General features: G+C 59.9%; 17 protein-coding genes. 7 read left to right on the top strand and 10 right to left on the bottom strand.

The genetic code is table 11. The annotated features are described in order from the left end of the window. Positions 1–23: 23 nt before the first annotated feature. The 4 genes from dhaM to HMPREF1024_RS0127520 all read right to left on the bottom strand — a co-directional run bounded on the left by dhaM (position 24) and on the right by HMPREF1024_RS0127520 (position 3,510). On the bottom strand, positions 24–1,445 hold the full coding sequence (gene dhaM / locus HMPREF1024_RS03355) for a dihydroxyacetone kinase phosphoryl donor subunit DhaM (protein ID WP_009309658.1): 1,422 nt from the start codon (positions 1,443–1,445) through the stop codon (positions 24–26). A gap of 10 nt (positions 1,446–1,455) precedes the next feature. Next, positions 1,456–2,088, bottom strand: a complete 633-nt coding sequence (gene dhaL / locus HMPREF1024_RS03350) for a dihydroxyacetone kinase subunit DhaL (protein WP_004181378.1) — start codon at positions 2,086–2,088, stop codon at positions 1,456–1,458. A 10-nt stretch (positions 2,089–2,098) separates the two neighbouring features. Beyond that, positions 2,099–3,169, bottom strand: coding sequence for a dihydroxyacetone kinase subunit DhaK (gene dhaK, locus HMPREF1024_RS03345; RefSeq protein ID WP_002917682.1), 1,071 nt, complete (start codon positions 3,167–3,169; stop codon positions 2,099–2,101). A gap of 155 nt (positions 3,170–3,324) precedes the next feature. After that, positions 3,325–3,510 carry a hypothetical protein gene (locus tag HMPREF1024_RS0127520; RefSeq protein ID WP_032451434.1) on the bottom strand — a complete coding sequence of 62 codons (186 nt, stop codon included), beginning with the start codon at positions 3,508–3,510 and terminating at the stop codon, positions 3,325–3,327. Positions 3,511–3,779: 269 nt separating this feature from the next. Here HMPREF1024_RS0127520 and HMPREF1024_RS03340 point away from each other — a divergent pair, with 269 nt between their 5' ends. After that, a complete protein-coding gene (locus HMPREF1024_RS03340) occupies positions 3,780–4,877 on the top strand; it encodes a glycerol dehydrogenase (protein ID WP_002917681.1) in 1,098 nt (365 codons plus the stop codon). Positions 4,878–4,978: 101 nt separating this feature from the next. Continuing rightward, positions 4,979–6,904 (top strand): dihydroxyacetone kinase operon transcriptional regulator DhaR, encoded by a 1,926-nt coding sequence (dhaR, locus tag HMPREF1024_RS03335; RefSeq protein ID WP_009309659.1) that lies wholly within the window; start codon positions 4,979–4,981, stop codon positions 6,902–6,904. Here dhaR and HMPREF1024_RS03330 read toward each other — a convergent pair. From HMPREF1024_RS03330 to HMPREF1024_RS0127525, 4 genes are read right to left on the bottom strand one after another with little or no spacing between them, the layout of a single operon-like run. Further along, the gene (locus HMPREF1024_RS03330; RefSeq protein ID WP_004210508.1) at positions 6,882–7,412 is read right to left on the bottom strand and encodes a cob(I)yrinic acid a,c-diamide adenosyltransferase; all 531 of its coding nucleotides are present in this window, start codon (positions 7,410–7,412) and stop codon (positions 6,882–6,884) included. The genes dhaR and HMPREF1024_RS03330 overlap by 23 nt on opposite strands. After that, on the bottom strand, positions 7,413–7,766 hold the full coding sequence (locus tag HMPREF1024_RS03325) for a glycerol dehydratase reactivase beta/small subunit family protein (protein ID WP_002917678.1): 354 nt from the start codon (positions 7,764–7,766) through the stop codon (positions 7,413–7,415). 20 nt (positions 7,767–7,786) lie between these two features. Then, the gene (gene dhaT, locus HMPREF1024_RS03320) at positions 7,787–8,950 is read right to left on the bottom strand and encodes a 1,3-propanediol dehydrogenase (protein ID WP_009309660.1); all 1,164 of its coding nucleotides are present in this window, start codon (positions 8,948–8,950) and stop codon (positions 7,787–7,789) included. 21 nt (positions 8,951–8,971) lie between these two features. Then, positions 8,972–9,400 carry a heme-binding protein gene (locus tag HMPREF1024_RS0127525; RefSeq protein WP_015875176.1) on the bottom strand — a complete coding sequence of 143 codons (429 nt, stop codon included), beginning with the start codon at positions 9,398–9,400 and terminating at the stop codon, positions 8,972–8,974. 413 nt (positions 9,401–9,813) lie between these two features. Here HMPREF1024_RS0127525 and HMPREF1024_RS03315 point away from each other — a divergent pair, with 413 nt between their 5' ends. The 5 genes from HMPREF1024_RS03315 to HMPREF1024_RS03295 are packed head-to-tail and all read left to right on the top strand — an operon-like array spanning position 9,814 to position 15,199. After that, the gene (locus tag HMPREF1024_RS03315; protein WP_002917676.1) at positions 9,814–11,481 is read left to right on the top strand and encodes a propanediol/glycerol family dehydratase large subunit; all 1,668 of its coding nucleotides are present in this window, start codon (positions 9,814–9,816) and stop codon (positions 11,479–11,481) included. A 12-nt stretch (positions 11,482–11,493) separates the two neighbouring features. Continuing rightward, a complete protein-coding gene (locus tag HMPREF1024_RS03310; RefSeq protein ID WP_009309662.1) occupies positions 11,494–12,078 on the top strand; it encodes a propanediol/glycerol family dehydratase medium subunit in 585 nt (194 codons plus the stop codon). Between the two features lie 2 nt (positions 12,079–12,080). Then, entirely contained in the window at positions 12,081–12,506 is a 426-nt protein-coding gene (locus HMPREF1024_RS03305) for a glycerol dehydratase small subunit DhaB3 (protein WP_002917670.1), read from the top strand. A gap of 12 nt (positions 12,507–12,518) precedes the next feature. Continuing rightward, entirely contained in the window at positions 12,519–14,342 is a 1,824-nt protein-coding gene (locus HMPREF1024_RS03300) for a diol dehydratase reactivase subunit alpha (protein WP_004174234.1), read from the top strand. A gap of 53 nt (positions 14,343–14,395) precedes the next feature. Beyond that, on the top strand, positions 14,396–15,199 hold the full coding sequence (locus HMPREF1024_RS03295) for an MIP/aquaporin family protein (protein ID WP_002917658.1): 804 nt from the start codon (positions 14,396–14,398) through the stop codon (positions 15,197–15,199). A gap of 52 nt (positions 15,200–15,251) precedes the next feature. Here the strand turns inward: HMPREF1024_RS03295 and hdeB are convergent, their stop codons facing one another. Both hdeB and HMPREF1024_RS03285 read right to left on the bottom strand, forming a co-directional pair. After that, a complete protein-coding gene (hdeB, locus tag HMPREF1024_RS03290; RefSeq protein ID WP_002917655.1) occupies positions 15,252–15,557 on the bottom strand; it encodes an acid-activated periplasmic chaperone HdeB in 306 nt (101 codons plus the stop codon). 26 nt (positions 15,558–15,583) lie between these two features. Continuing rightward, complete coding sequence (locus HMPREF1024_RS03285) at positions 15,584–16,159, bottom strand: HdeD family acid-resistance protein (protein ID WP_002917651.1); 576 nt, start codon at positions 16,157–16,159, stop codon at positions 15,584–15,586. Positions 16,160–16,330 lie beyond the last annotated feature (171 nt).

Raw genomic sequence — 16,330 nt, forward strand, 5'->3', positions numbered from 1 at the left:
AGCGGTAACGGTCAACGTGAATTTTAGTCACGGATAAGGCGCTGGTGGCGCATATCGAGCACGATAGTCTCGCCGGGCTGCACGCTGTTCAGCGCCTCGCCCTGCTGGCTCAGCCAGGCGATCCCCGCCGCGCGGGCGATAATCGCGCCGTGAGCCTGTTCGCTGCCATCGCGCAGGCACAGGCCTTTAACGAAGCTGGCATCCAGCTGTAAGACGGTTGAGGGATAAATGTTGTCGGCAATAATAATTGTTGGCTCGCCGGGCGTCGGCACTTTCTCCTGAACGCCCTGCAGATGGCGCAGGGTGCGCTGCAAAATATCTTCGATATCGATATAGCGCGCCTGCAGGTAGGGGTCATCCAGCTGGCGATACTGCTGGCTGAGCTCCATCAACACCTGATGCCATGCCCATTCCGCCGAGCATTGTTCGGTGAGCAGGCGATCGTTGGCGGCATCAAACAGATCGTCATCGTCGAGCAGGGTGTGGTGCCCGGCGAAGATCGCCGCGATATCGGCGTGAAATTTATTTTCCGCCAGCTCGGTCAGGGCGATAAGATCCGCCAGCGTCTGGTCAATGGCCTGGCGCAGGCGCTGCTGCTCGCGGGCGGCATCGGCGGCAGCCGGGCGGAGCGGCTGGATCAGGGCCAGCGGATAGCGCAGGGCAGCGCCTTCGACGCGCTCGGGCGTTGCCGGAGCCGCTGCCGGTTGCGCCGCAGGCGATTCACCGAAGTTATCGGCGGCCAGCGCCTGAAACGCCGCCAGCGCCGCGTCGGCATCCGGACCGCGGGCCAGCAGGCGCAGCTTATCGTTGCGGCGGACCTGCAATAGCGCGATTTGGTTGAGGCTGTCCGGTTTGACGCACTTCCCGTTTTTCTCCAGCAGCAGATCGGCGTTAAAGCCCGCCAGCGCGGCGACCAGCTTCGACGCCGGACGCACGTGCAGGCCGTTGTGATTGTTAATAATGACTGAAACCGATTTTGTGTCGCCGTCGTCGGCAAGCATCGGCGCCGGCGCGGCGTCAGAAGTTGGCGAAGGTAAACCCAGCTGAACCCGCTTGGCCTCCAGGGCGCTCATGGCGTCGGCGATCACCTTGTCGATCCCGGCGCCGGAGGCAGCGCTGACGGTGGCCGCCAGCGTCCCTTCCACCAGCGGCGCGGCGCACAGTCGCACCTTCGCGGCAATCGCCGGATCGAGCAGATCGAGGGCGGTTTCGGCGCTGAGCAACGCGCTGCCGATATCCATCATCACCAGCACGTGATCGGTATCGGCCACGGATTCGATCGCCTCCATGACTTTAAGCGGATCGGTGCCGATCGGGCTGTCGGGATCGTCGATCCCGGCGGCGATCGCCAGTTTGCAGCCATCGTTGATTAACATCTGCCGGGCCAGTTCTCCGACACCTTCGCCCAGCCGGGCGCTATGAGAAACAATAACCAGGTTTACCATCGCAATTTCCTTACTCTTTGGCGGCGGCGGCCAGCATCTGAACCATAAACAGCACCGAGGTCGCGCCGGGATCCTGATGTCCGATGCTGCGCTCGCCGAGATAGCTGGCGCGGCCTTTACGCGCCTGCATAGTGATGGTAGCGTGGGCCGCACGCTCGGCCACTTCGCAGGCGGCATCCAGCGCGGCGGCGATCGACAGGTGCTGCTCGCTGGACTGGCGCAGGGAGTCCACCACCGGCAGCCAGACGTCGCACATGGTTTTATCCCCTGGCTCCGCTTTGCCGCGGTTGACGACACCGTCCGCACCTTCGCGGATCATCAGGTACAGCTCGTCGAGCGTCAGGCTCTGGTGGGCCTGGGTCACCTGCGCGGCGCGAATGAAGAAGGTGCCGAACAGCGGGCCGCTGGCGCCGCCGACGTTGGAGAGCAGCGTCATGCCGGTGTTTTTGAGGATAAAGCCAATATCTTTATCGGCAATCGACGGCAGCTTTTCGACCACTTTACTGAAACCGCGGTGCATATTGAGACCGTGGTCGGCGTCGCCAATCTCTTTATCGAGGCCGGTGAGAAAATCGCTCTCTTTGGTGAAAATATCGCCGCAGCGGTACAGCCAGTCGACGATTTGCGTTCTGTTCAGTGACATGTCGTGCTCCTTAGTTTCCCCAGTTCAGCGCCGGGGTGTGAACCGGGGCGTCCCATAGCGTCAGCGTCTCGTCATCCACTTTCAGCAGAGTGATGGAGAAGCCCGCCATATCCAGCGAAGTACAGTAGCTGCCGATGAGGTTGCGTTCGATGATGATGCCGGACGCTTCGCAGCGCTGGGCGAGGCGGTTATACACGCCATACAGTTCGGAAAGCGGAGTGGCGCCGAGGTTATTAACCAGCGCGATAACCCGGTCGCCGTTTTGCAGCGCGGTTTTGCTCTGCTGCACTTCCTGCCACGCGCCCTTGACGGTATCCCACTGGCGCAGCGTGCGGCTGTAAGCGCCGTTTTCCAGCAGGGTATCGAACATCTCATCGACGGTTTGGTCCAGCGAGCTGAAGCGGCGGCGGTCGATGCCCGGCTCGCCGTGAATGCCGACGCCGAACTCCATCTCGTCATCTTTCAGCGTAAAGGATGGCTGCCCGGCAGCCGGTACGGTGCAGGCGCCAAGGGCGATACCAATCGAGTGGCCGAGATTGTTCAGGCGGCGGCCCAGTTCAGCGCAGGCTTCCAGCGAGTCGCCGCGCTCGGCGGCGGCGCCGACCAGTTTTTCGATCAGTACGGTGTTGGCGACGCCGCGACGACCGGCGGTATAGAGGCTGTCTTTCACCGCCACGTCGTCGTCGACCACCACGGTGGTGACTTTAATGCCGCTCTCATGCAGCAGCTCGGTGGCGGTCTCAAAATTCAGGATGTCGCCGGTATAGTTTTTGATAATCAGCAAGACGCCTTCGCCGCCGTCAATTTGCATCGCGCATTCAAACATTTTGTCCGGCGTCGGCGAGGTGAAGATTTCCCCCGGACAGGCGCCGGAGAGCATGCCCTGGCCGATATAGCCGCAGTGCATCGGTTCATGTCCGCTGCCGCCGCCGGAGAGCAGGGCCACCTTGCCAGCCACCGGCGCGTCGGTGCGGGTCACATACAGCGGGTCCTGATGCAGGGTCAGCTGCGGATGGGCTTTAGCCAGCCCCTGTAATTGTTCATTCAGTACATCTTCAACACGGTTAATCAGCTTTTTCATTATTCAGTGCTCCGTTGGAGAAGGTTCGATGCCGCCTCTCTGCTGGCGGAGGCGGTCATCGCGTAGGGGTATCGTCTGACGGTGGAGCGTGCCTGGCGATATGATGATTCTGGCTGAGCGGACGAAAAAAAGAATGCCCCGACGATCGGGTTTCATTACGAAACATTGCTTCCTGATTTTGTTTCTTTATGGAACGTTTTTGCTGAGGATATGGTGAAAATGCGAGCTGGCGCGCTTTTTTTCTTCTGCCATAAGCGGCGGTCAGGATAGCTGGCGAAGCGGGTGGAAAAAAATTTTTTGCTGATTTTCTGCCGACTGCGGGAGAAAAGGCGGTCAAACACGGAGGATTGCAAGGGCATTATGCGGCAAAGTAGCGGATCGGGATCGCAATCCTGACAGAGATTAGGGTTTTTTGTTCCAATATGGAACGTAAAAAATTAACCTGTGTTTCATATCAGAACAAAAAGGCGAAAGATTTTTTTGTTCCCTGCCGGCCCTACAGTGATCGCACTGCTCCGGTACGCTCCGTTCAGGCCGCGCTTCACTGGCCGGCGCGGATAACGCCAGGGCTCATCATGTTTACATGCGCACTTATTTGAGGGTGAAAGGAATGCTAAAAGTTATTCAATCTCCAGCCAAATATCTTCAGGGTCCTGATGCTGCTGTTCTGTTCGGTCAATATGCCAAAAACCTGGCGGAGAGCTTCTTCGTCATCGCCGACGATTTCGTAATGAAGCTGGCGGGAGAGAAAGTGGTGAATGGCCTGCAGAGCCACGATATTCGCTGCCATGCGGAACGGTTTAACGGCGAATGCAGCCATGCGGAAATCAACCGTCTGATGGCGATCTTGCAAAAACAGGGCTGCCGCGGCGTGGTCGGGATCGGCGGTGGTAAAACCCTCGATACCGCGAAGGCGATCGGTTACTACCAGAAGCTGCCGGTGGTGGTGATCCCGACCATCGCCTCGACCGATGCGCCGACCAGCGCGCTGTCGGTGATCTACACCGAAGCGGGCGAGTTTGAAGAGTATCTGATCTATCCGAAAAACCCGGATATGGTGGTGATGGACACGGCGATTATCGCCAAAGCGCCGGTACGCCTGCTGGTCTCCGGCATGGGCGATGCGCTCTCCACCTGGTTCGAGGCCAAAGCTTGCTACGATGCGCGCGCCACCAGCATGGCCGGAGGACAGTCCACCGAGGCGGCGTTGAGCCTCGCCCGCCTGTGCTATGATACGCTGCTGGCGGAGGGCGAAAAGGCCCGGCTGGCGGCGCAGGCCGGGGTAGTGACCGAAGCGCTGGAGCGCATCATCGAGGCGAACACTTACCTCAGCGGCATTGGCTTTGAAAGCAGTGGCCTGGCCGCTGCCCATGCAATCCACAACGGTTTCACCATTCTTGAAGAGTGCCACCATCTGTATCACGGTGAGAAAGTGGCCTTCGGTACCCTGGCGCAGCTGGTGCTGCAGAACAGCCCGATGGACGAGATTGAAACGGTGCTGGGCTTCTGCCAGCGCGTCGGCCTGCCGGTGACGCTCGCGCAGATGGGCGTCAAAGAGGGGATCGACGAGAAAATCGCCGCGGTGGCGAAAGCCACCTGCGCGGAAGGGGAAACCATCCACAATATGCCGTTTGCGGTGACCCCGGAGAGCGTCCATGCCGCTATCCTCACCGCCGATCTGTTAGGCCAGCAGTGGCTGGCGCGTTAAATCGCGGTGGCTAAACCGCTGGCCCAGGTCAGCGGTTTTTCTTTCTCCCCTCCGGCAGTCGCTGCCGGAGGGGTTCTCTATGGTACAACGCGGAAAAGGATATGACTGTTCAGACTCAGGAAACCGGGAAGGCGGTCTCTTCCGTCATCGCCCAGTCATGGCACCGCTGCAGCAAGTTTATGCAGCGCGAAACCTGGCAAACGCCGCACCAGGCCCAGGGCCTGACCTTCGACTCCATCTGTCGGCGTAAAACCGCGCTGCTGACCATCGGTCAGGCGGCGCTGGAAGACGCCTGGGAGTTTATGGACGGTCGCCCCTGCGCGCTGTTTATTCTTGATGAGTCTGCCTGCATCCTCAGCCGTTGCGGCGAGCCGCAAACCCTGGCCCAGCTGGCTGCCCTGGGATTTCGCGACGGCAGCTATTGTGCGGAGAGCATTATCGGCACCTGCGCGCTGTCGCTGGCCGCGATGCAGGGCCAGCCGATCAACACCGCCGGCGATCGGCATTTTAAGCAGGCGCTACAGCCATGGAGTTTTTGCTCGACGCCGGTGTTTGATAACCACGGGCGGCTGTTCGGCTCTATTTCGCTTTGCTGTCTGGTCGAGCACCAGTCCAGCGCCGACCTCTCCCTGACGCTGGCCATCGCCCGCGAGGTGGGTAACTCCCTGCTCACCGACAGCCTGCTGGCGGAATCCAACCGCCACCTCAATCAGATGTACGGCCTGCTGGAGAGCATGGACGATGGGGTGATGGCGTGGAACGAACAGGGCGTGCTGCAGTTTCTCAATGTTCAGGCGGCGAGACTGTTGCATCTTGATGCTCAGGCCAGCCAGGGGAAAAATATCGCCGATCTGGTGACCCTCCCGGCGCTGCTGCGCCGCGCCATCAAACACGCCCGCGGCCTGAATCACGTCGAAGTCACCTTTGAAAGTCAGCATCAGTTTGTCGACGCGGTGATCACCTTAAAACCGATTGTCGAGGCGCAAGGCAACAGTTTTATTCTGCTGCTGCACCCGGTGGAGCAGATGCGGCAGCTGATGACCAGCCAGCTCGGTAAAGTGAGCCACACCTTTGAGCAGATGTCTGCCGACGATCCGGAAACCCGACGCCTGATCCACTTTGGCCGCCAGGCGGCGCGCGGTGGCTTCCCGGTGCTGCTGTGCGGTGAAGAGGGGGTTGGGAAAGAGCTGCTGAGCCAGGCTATCCACAATGAAAGCGAACGGGCGGGCGGCCCCTATATCGCCGTCAACTGCCAGCTGTATGCCGACAGCGTGCTGGGCCAGGATTTTATGGGCAGCGCCCCTACCGACGATGAAAATGGCCGCCTGAGCCGCCTTGAGCTGGCCAACGGCGGCACCCTGTTTCTGGAAAAGATCGAGTATCTGGCGCCGGAGCTGCAGTCGGCCCTGCTGCAGGTCATTAAGCAGGGCGTGCTCACCCGCCTCGACGCCCGGCGCCTGATCCCGGTGGATGTGAAGGTGATTGCCACCACCACCGTCGATCTGGCCAATCTGGTGGAACAGAACCGCTTTAGCCGCCAGCTGTACTATGCGTTGCACTCCTTTGAGATCGTCATCCCGCCGCTGCGCGCCCGACGCAACAGTATTCCGTCGCTGGTGCATAACCGGTTGAAGAGCCTGGAGAAGCGTTTCTCTTCGCGACTGAAAGTGGACGATGACGCGCTGGCGCAGCTGGTGGCCTACTCGTGGCCGGGGAATGATTTTGAGCTCAATAGCGTCATTGAGAATATCGCCATCAGCAGCGACAACGGCCACATTCGCCTGAGTAATCTGCCGGAATATCTCTTTTCCGAGCGGCCGGGCGGGGATAGCGCGTCATCGCTGCTGCCGGCCAGCCTGACTTTTAGCGCCATCGAAAAGGAAGCTATTATTCACGCCGCCCGGGTGACCAGCGGGCGGGTGCAGGAGATGTCGCAGCTGCTCAATATCGGCCGCACCACCCTGTGGCGCAAAATGAAGCAGTACGATATTGACGCCAGCCAGTTCAAGCGCAAGCATCAGGCCTAGTCTCCTCGATACGCGCCATGGAGAACAGGGCATCCGACAGGCGATTGCTGTAGCGTTTGAGCGCGTCGCGCAGCGGATGCGCGCGGTCCATGGCCGTCAGCAGGCGTTCAAGCCGACGGGACTGGGTACGCGCCACGTGCAGCTGGGCAGAGGCGAGATTCCTCCCCGGGATCACGAACTGTTTTAACGGGCCGCTCTCGGCCATATTGCGGTCGATAAGCCGCTCCAGGGCGGTGATCTCCTCTTCGCCGACCGTCTGGCTCAGGCGGGTCAGGCCCCGCGCATCGCTGGCCAGTTCAGCCCCCAGCACGAACAGCGTCTGCTGAATATGGTGCAGGCTTTCCCGCAGCCCGGCGTCGCGGGTCGTGGCGTAGCAGACGCCCAGTTGGGATATCAGTTCATCGACGGTGCCGTAGGCCTCGACGCGAATATGGTCTTTCTCGATGCGGCTGCCGCCGTACAGGGCGGTGGTGCCTTTATCCCCGGTGCGGGTATAGATACGATACATTCAGTTTCTCTCACTTAACGGCAGGACTTTAACCAGCTGCCCGGCGTTGGCGCCGAGCGTACGCAGATGATCGTCGCTATCGGTGACGTGTCCGGTAGCCAGCGGCGCGTCCGCCGGCAGCTGGGCATGAGTGAGGGCTATCTCGCCGGACGCGCTGAGCCCGATACCCACCCGCAGGGGCGAGCTTCTGGCCGCCAGGGCGCCCAGCGCAGCGGCGTCACCGCCTCCGTCATAGGTTATGGTCTGGCAGGGGACCCCCTGCTCCTCCAGCCCCCAGCACAGCTCATTGATGGCGCCGGCATGGTGCCCGCGCGGATCGTAAAACAGGCGTACGCCTGGCGGTGAAAGCGACATGACGGTCCCCTCGTTTACACTCAGAATGCCTGGCGGAAAATCGCAGCAATCTCCTGCTCGTTGCCTTTACGCGGGTTCGAGAACGCATTGCCGTCTTTTAGAGCCATCTCCGCCATGTAGGGGAAGTCGGCCTCTTTTACCCCCAGATCGCGCAGATGCTGCGGAATACCGATATCCATCGACAGACGCGTGATAGCGGCGATGGCTTTTTCCGCCGCGTCGAGAGTGGACAGTCCGGTGATATTTTCGCCCATCAGTTCAGCGATATCGGCGAATTTCTCCGGGTTGGCGATCAAGTTGTAGCGCGCCACATGCGGCAGCAGGACAGCGTTGGCCACGCCGTGCGGCATGTCGTACAGGCCGCCCAGCTGGTGCGCCATGGCGTGCACGTAGCCGAGGTTGGCGTTATTGAAAGCCATCCCGGCCAGCAGAGAGGCATAGGCCATGTTTTCCCGCGCCTGCAGATTGCTGCCGAGGGCCACGGCCTGGCGCAGGTTGCGGGCGATGAGGCGGATCGCCTGCATGGCGGCGGTGTCCGTCACCGGGTTAGCGTCTTTGGAGATATAGGCCTCTACGGCGTGGGTCAGGGCATCCATCCCGGTCGCCGCGGTCAGGGCGGCCGGTTTACCGATCATCAGCAGCGGATCGTTGATAGAGACCGACGGCAGGTTGCGCCAGCTGACGATCACAAACTTCACTTTGGTTTCGGTGTTGGTCAGGACGCAGTGGCGGGTGACCTCGCTGGCGGTGCCGGCGGTGGTATTGACCGCGACGATAGGCGGCAGCGGGTTGGTCAGGGTCTCGATGCCGGCATACTGGTACAGATCGCCCTCATGGGTGGCGGCGATGCCGATGCCTTTGCCGCAATCGTGCGGGCTGCCGCCGCCCACGGTGACGATGATGTCGCACTGTTCGCGGCGAAACACGGCGAGGCCGTCGCGCACGTTGGTGTCTTTCGGGTTCGGCTCGACGCCGTCAAAGATCGCCACCTCGATCCCGGCCTCCCGCAGATAATGCAGGGTTTTGTCCACCGCGCCATCTTTAATTGCCCGCAGGCCTTTGTCGGTGACCAGCAGGGCTTTTTTCCCCCCCAGCAGCTGGCAGCGTTCGCCGACTACGGAAATGGCGTTGGGGCCAAAAAAGTTAACGTTTGGCACCAGATAATCAAACATACGATAGCTCATAATATACCTTCTCGCTTCAGGTTATAATGCGGAAAAACAATCCAGGGCGCACTGGGCTAATAATTGATCCTGCTCGACCGTACCGCCGCTAACGCCGACGGCGCCAATTACCTGCTCATTAAAAATAACTGGCAGGCCACCGCCAAAAATAATAATTCGCTGTTGGTTGGTTAGCTGCAGACCGTACAGAGATTGTCCTGGCTGGACCGCTGACGTAATTTCATGGGTACCTTGCTTCAGGCTGCAGGCGCTCCAGGCTTTATTCAGAGAAATATCGCAGCTGGAGACGAAGGCCTCGTCCATCCGCTGGATAAGCAGCGTGTTGCCTCCGCGGTCAACCACGGAAAACACCACCGCCACGTTGATCTCAGTGGCTTTTTTTTCCACCGCCGCCGCCATTTGCTGGGCGGCGGCCAGGGTGATTGTCTGAACTTGTTGGCTCTTGTTCATCATTCTCTCCCGCACCAGGATAACGCTGGCGCGAATAGTCAGTAGGGGGCGATAGTAAAAAACTATTACCATTCGGTTGGCTTGCTTTATTTTTGTCAGCGTTATTTTGTCGCCCGCCATGATTTAGTCAATAGGGTTAAAATAGCGTCGGCAAAACGTAATTAAGGGCGTTTTTTATTAATTGATTTATATCATTGCGGGCGATCACATTTTTTATTTTTGCCGCCGGAGTAAAGTTTCATAGTGAAACTGTCGGTAGATTTCGTGTGCCAAATTGAAACGAAATTAAATTTATTTTTTTCACCACTGGCTCATTTAAAGTTCCGCTATTGCCGGTAATGGCCGGGCGGCAACGACGCTGGCCCGGCGTATTCGCTACCGTCTGCGGATTTCACCTTTTGAGCCGATGAACAATGAAAAGATCAAAACGATTTGCAGTACTGGCCCAGCGCCCCGTCAATCAGGACGGGCTGATTGGCGAGTGGCCTGAAGAGGGGCTGATCGCCATGGACAGCCCCTTTGACCCGGTCTCTTCAGTAAAAGTGGACAACGGTCTGATCGTCGAACTGGACGGCAAACGCCGGGACCAGTTTGACATGATCGACCGATTTATCGCCGATTACGCGATCAACGTTGAGCGCACAGAGCAGGCAATGCGCCTGGAGGCGGTGGAAATAGCCCGCATGCTGGTGGATATTCACGTCAGCCGGGAGGAGATCATTGCCATCACTACCGCCATCACGCCGGCCAAAGCGGTCGAGGTGATGGCGCAGATGAACGTGGTGGAGATGATGATGGCGCTGCAGAAGATGCGTGCCCGCCGGACCCCCTCCAACCAGTGCCACGTCACCAATCTCAAAGATAATCCGGTGCAGATTGCCGCTGACGCCGCCGAGGCCGGGATCCGCGGCTTCTCAGAACAGGAGACCACGGTCGGTATCGCGCGCTATGCGCCGTTTAACGCCCTGGCGCTGTTGGTCGGTTCGCAGTGCGGCCGTCCCGGCGTGTTGACGCAGTGCTCGGTGGAAGAGGCCACCGAGCTGGAGCTGGGCATGCGTGGCTTAACCAGCTACGCCGAGACGGTGTCGGTCTACGGCACCGAAGCGGTATTTACCGACGGCGATGATACTCCGTGGTCAAAGGCGTTCCTCGCCTCGGCCTACGCCTCCCGCGGGTTGAAAATGCGCTACACCTCCGGCACCGGATCCGAAGCGCTGATGGGCTATTCGGAGAGCAAGTCGATGCTCTACCTCGAATCGCGCTGCATCTTCATTACCAAAGGCGCCGGGGTTCAGGGACTGCAAAACGGCGCGGTGAGCTGTATCGGCATGACCGGCGCTGTGCCGTCGGGCATTCGGGCGGTGCTGGCGGAAAACCTGATCGCCTCTATGCTCGACCTCGAAGTGGCGTCCGCCAACGACCAGACTTTCTCCCACTCGGATATTCGCCGCACCGCGCGCACCCTGATGCAGATGCTGCCGGGCACCGACTTTATTTTCTCCGGCTACAGCGCGGTGCCGAACTACGACAACATGTTCGCCGGCTCGAACTTCGATGCGGAAGATTTTGATGATTACAACATTCTGCAGCGTGACCTGATGGTTGACGGCGGCCTGCGTCCGGTGACCGAGGCGGAAACCATTGCCATTCGCCAGAAAGCTGCGCGGGCGATCCAGGCGGTTTTCCGCGAGCTGGGGCTGCCGCCAATCGCCGACGAGGAGGTGGAGGCCGCCACCTACGCGCACGGCAGCAACGAGATGCCGCCGCGTAACGTGGTGGAGGATCTGAGTGCGGTGGAAGAGATGATGAAGCGCAACATCACCGGCCTCGATATTGTCGGCGCGCTGAGCCGCAGCGGCTTTGAGGATATCGCCAGCAATATTCTCAATATGCTGCGCCAGCGGGTCACCGGCGATTACCTGCAGACCTCGGCCATTCTCGATCGGCAGTTCGAGGTGGTGAGTGCGGTCAACGACATCAATGACTATCAGGGGCCGGGCACCGGCTATCGCATCTCTGCCGAACGCTGGGCGGAGATCAAAAATATTCCGGGCGTGGTTCAGCCTGACACCATTGAATAAGGCGGTATTCCTGTGCAACAGACAACCCAAATTCAGCCCTCTTTTACCCTGAAAACCCGCGAGGGCGGGGTAGCTTCTGCCGATGAACGTGCCGATGAAGTGGTGATCGGCGTCGGCCCTGCCTTCGATAAACACCAGCATCACACTCTGATCGATATGCCCCATGGCGCGATCCTCAAAGAGCTGATTGCCGGGGTGGAAGAAGAGGGGCTTCACGCCCGGGTGGTGCGCATTCTGCGCACGTCCGACGTCTCCTTTATGGCCTGGGATGCGGCCAACCTGAGCGGCTCGGGGATCGGCATCGGTATCCAGTCGAAGGGGACCACGGTCATCCATCAGCGCGATCTGCTGCCGCTCAGCAACCTGGAGCTGTTCTCCCAGGCGCCGCTGCTGACGCTGGAGACCTACCGGCAGATTGGCAAAAATGCCGCGCGCTATGCGCGCAAAGAGTCACCTTCGCCGGTGCCGGTGGTGAACGATCAGATGGTGCGGCCGAAATTTATGGCCAAAGCCGCGCTATTTCATATCAAAGAGACCAAACATGTGGTGCAGGACGCCGAGCCCATCACCCTGCACGTCGACTTAGTAAGGGAGTGACCATGAGCGAGAAAACCATGCGCGTGCAGGATTATCCGTTAGCCACCCGCTGCCCGGAGCATATCCTGACGCCTACCGGCAAACCATTGACCGATATTACCCTCGAGAAGGTGCTCTCTGGCGAGGTGGGCCCGCAGGATGTGCGGATCTCCCGCCAGACCCTTGAGTACCAGGCGCAGATTGCCGAGCAGATGCAGCGCCATGCGGTGGCGCGCAATTTCCGCCGCGCGGCGGAGCTTATCGCCATTCCTGACGAGCGCATTCTGGCTATCTATAACGCGCTGCGCCCGTTCCGCTCCTCGCAGGCGGAGCTGCTGGCGATCGCCGACGAGCTGGAGCACACCTGGCATGCGACAGTGAATGCCGCCTTTGTCCGGGAGTCGGCGGAAGTGTATCAGCAGCGGCATAAGCTGCGTAAAGGAAGCTAAGCGGAGGTCAGCATGCCGTTAATAGCCGGGATTGATATCGGCAACGCCACCACCGAGGTGGCGCTGGCGTCCGACGACCCGCAGGCGAGGGCGTTTGTTGCCAGCGGGATCGTCGCGACGACGGGCATGAAAGGGACGCGGGACAATATCGCCGGGACCCTCGCCGCGCTGGAGCAGGCCCTGGCGAAAACACCGTGGTCGATGAGCGATGTCTCTCGCATCTATCTTAACGAAGCCGCGCCGGTGATTGGCGATGTGGCGATGGAGACCATCACCGAGACCATTATCACCGAATCGACCATGATCGGTCATAACCCGCAGACGCCGGGCGGGGTGGGCGTTGGCGTGGGGACGACTATCGCCCTCGGGCGGCTGGCGACGCTGCCGGCGGCGCAGTATGCCGAGGGGTGGATCGTACTGATTGACGACGCCGTCGATTTCCTTGACGCCGTGTGGTGGCTCAATGAGGCGCTCGACCGGGGGATCAACGTGGTGGCGGCGATCCTCAAAAAGGACGACGGCGTGCTGGTGAACAACCGCCTGCGTAAAACCCTGCCGGTGGTAGATGAAGTGACGCTGCTGGAGCAGGTCCCCGAGGGGGTGATGGCGGCGGTGGAAGTGGCCGCGCCGGGCCAGGTGGTGCGGATCCTGTCGAATCCCTACGGGATCGCCACCTTCTTCGGGCTAAGCCCGGAAGAGACCCAGGCCATCGTCCCCATCGCCCGCGCCCTGATTGGCAACCGTTCCGCGGTGGTGCTCAAGACCCCGCAGGGGGACGTGCAGTCGCGGGTGATCCCGGCGGGCAACCTCTACATTAGCGGCGAAAAGCGCCGCGGAGAGGCCGATGTCGCCGAGGGCGCGGAAGCCATCATGCAGGCGATGAGCGCCTGTGCTCCGGTACGCGACATCCGCGGCGAACCGGGCACTCACGCCGGCGGCATGCTTGAGCGGGTGCGCAAGGTAATGGCGTCCCTGACCGACCATGAGATGAGCGCGATATACATCCAGGATCTGCTGGCGGTGGATACGTTTATTCCGCGCAAGGTGCAGGGCGGGATGGCCGGCGAGTGCGCCATGGAAAATGCCGTCGGGATGGCGGCGATGGTGAAAGCGGATCGTCTGCAAATGCAGGTTATCGCCCGCGAACTGAGCGCCCGACTGCAGACCGAGGTGGTGGTGGGCGGCGTGGAGGCCAACATGGCCATCGCCGGGGCGTTAACCACTCCCGGCTGTGCGGCGCCGCTGGCGATCCTCGATCTCGGCGCCGGCTCGACGGATGCGGCGATCGTCAACGCGGAGGGGCAGATAACGGCGGTCCATCTCGCCGGGGCGGGGAATATGGTCAGCCTGTTGATTAAAACCGAGCTGGGCCTCGAGGATCTTTCGCTGGCGGAAGCGATAAAAAAATACCCGCTGGCCAAAGTGGAAAGCCTGTTCAGTATTCGTCACGAGAATGGCGCGGTGGAGTTCTTTCGGGAAGCCCTCAGCCCGGCGGTGTTCGCCAAAGTGGTGTACATCAAGGAGGGCGAACTGGTGCCGATCGATAACGCCAGCCCGCTGGAAAAAATTCGTCTCGTGCGCCGGCAGGCGAAAGAGAAAGTGTTTGTCACCAACTGCCTGCGCGCGCTGCGCCAGGTCTCACCCGGCGGTTCCATTCGCGATATCGCCTTTGTGGTGCTGGTGGGCGGCTCATCGCTGGACTTTGAGATCCCGCAGCTTATCACGGAAGCCTTGTCGCACTATGGCGTGGTCGCCGGGCAGGGCAATATTCGGGGAACAGAAGGGCCGCGCAATGCGGTCGCCACCGGGCTGCTACTGGCCGGTCAGGCGAATTAAACGGGCGCTCGCGCCAGCCTCTCTCTTTAACGTGCTATTTCAGGATGCCGATAATGAACCAGACTTCTACCTTAACCGGGCAGTGCGTGGCCGAGTTTCTTGGCACCGGATTGCTCATTTTCTTCGGCGCGGGCTGCGTCGCTGCGCTGCGGGTCGCCGGGGCCAGCTTTGGTCAGTGGGAGATCAGTATTATCTGGGGCCTTGGCGTCGCCATGGCCATCTACCTGACGGCCGGTGTCTCCGGCGCGCACCTTAATCCGGCGGTGACCATTGCCCTGTGGCTGTTCGCCTGTTTTGAACGCCGCAAGGTGCTGCCGTTTATTGTTGCCCAGACGGCCGGGGCCTTCTGCGCCGCCGCGCTGGTGTATGGGCTCTATCGCCAGCTGTTTCTCGATCTTGAACAGAGCCAGCATATCGTGCGCGGCACTGCCGCCAGTCTTAACCTGGCCGGGGTCTTTTCCACGTACCCGCATCCACATATCACTTTTATACAAGCGTTTGCCGTGGAGACCACCATCACGGCAATCCTGATGGCGATGATCATGGCCCTGACCGACGACGGCAACGGAATTCCGCGCGGGCCGCTGGCGCCGTTGCTGATTGGCTTGCTGATCGCCGTGATCGGCGCGTCGATGGGGCCGCTAACCGGCTTTGCGCTGAATCCGGCGCGCGACTTCGGCCCAAAACTGTTTACCAGTCTGGCCGGGTGGGGCTCGATCGCTTTTACCGGTGGCCTAGCGATCCCTTACTTTCTGGTGCCGCTGCTGGCGCCGGTGGTGGGGGCGATTATCGGGGCGTTTTTGTATCGCAAGCTTATCGGCCGCCATCTGCCGTGCGAATGCGGTATCGATGAGTAAAGCGGGACCCGCCGCAGCGCGGCGGGTTTCCCCGGCCTGATGCCGGGGGGGGTTATTTTTTGATGACCGCGCTGAGATCGCCAAGTTTAGCGGCGGGGTTCTTGTGGCACTCCTGCAGCATTTTCGGTACCGAAACGGTCTCGACTTCATGCCAGTCAACATAGTCGCCGCCGCTAAAGTCGGTGTTGCGATTCACTACCCAGAAGGCCACCGGGGTCATGCTTTTTGGGTTCATATCCATAAATTCCTGACAGGTCATATTCTGCGGCGTGGTTTCCTCAACCGCGAACGCCGGGCTGGTCATCAGACAGAATGTGGTAGCCGCCACGGTCAATACGAGTGCTTTAGGTAAATTCATTTTCTTCTCCAGTGTCAAAATAGGGCTTAAGCCTGAGCGTGCTTCATTTTATTGCGCAGGACCAACAAGCCGATGGCGCTAAATATCATTTCAACGCCGATAAAGGCGGTAATAAATAACCAGCTTTGCTGCGGGTTCATGGCCAGCCACAGGCAGGCGATAAGTAAATCCAACAGGCCGATAAAAATATTCCAGCCAGCGCCGCTTTGTTTGCGGGTTTGACATCCGTTAACGATGCGGGAAATACCGCCGAGAACAAATAAAAAGCCAAATAAAATGGCCAGACTGCTCATACCGTTGAGGGGATTGACGACAAAGCTCAGGCCGAGCACGATCCAGGCGATGGCGAAGATCAGCGCCACCAGGCGTGATTTCCAGTGCTGCTGGCGGAAGACAATCAGGCTGTACAGCGAATAGAAGCCGCAGATCATCAATAACATGCCGGTTACTGTGGCGAGATACCAGCCGGCGACCAACGGCCAGGCCAGACAACAGGCTCCGCAGATAAACAGCAATACCGCCATCAGGCAGGCATGCCGTTTATATCGAATGAAGACGCGTGGGCTAAACGCATTTAAGGTGTAATGGCTAAACATAAACATAATTGCTCCGCAGATCCCGGTTGGCGGCCTGACGCTGAATAAAAAGCGTGAGGGTTTATTCAGCGGGCCAAAAGAAAGGTCTGAGGAAAATAGTAGGCCGCGCGATCGGCAGGCGTAAATAAGAGCGCCGAGGCCACTTTATACGCCTGGTCTGACAGCTGTCAGACCAGG

Origin of the sequence: Klebsiella sp. 4_1_44FAA, from assembly GCF_000238715.1 — a bacterium.
GTDB classification, from domain to species: Bacteria; Pseudomonadota; Gammaproteobacteria; order Enterobacterales; family Enterobacteriaceae; genus Klebsiella; species Klebsiella pneumoniae.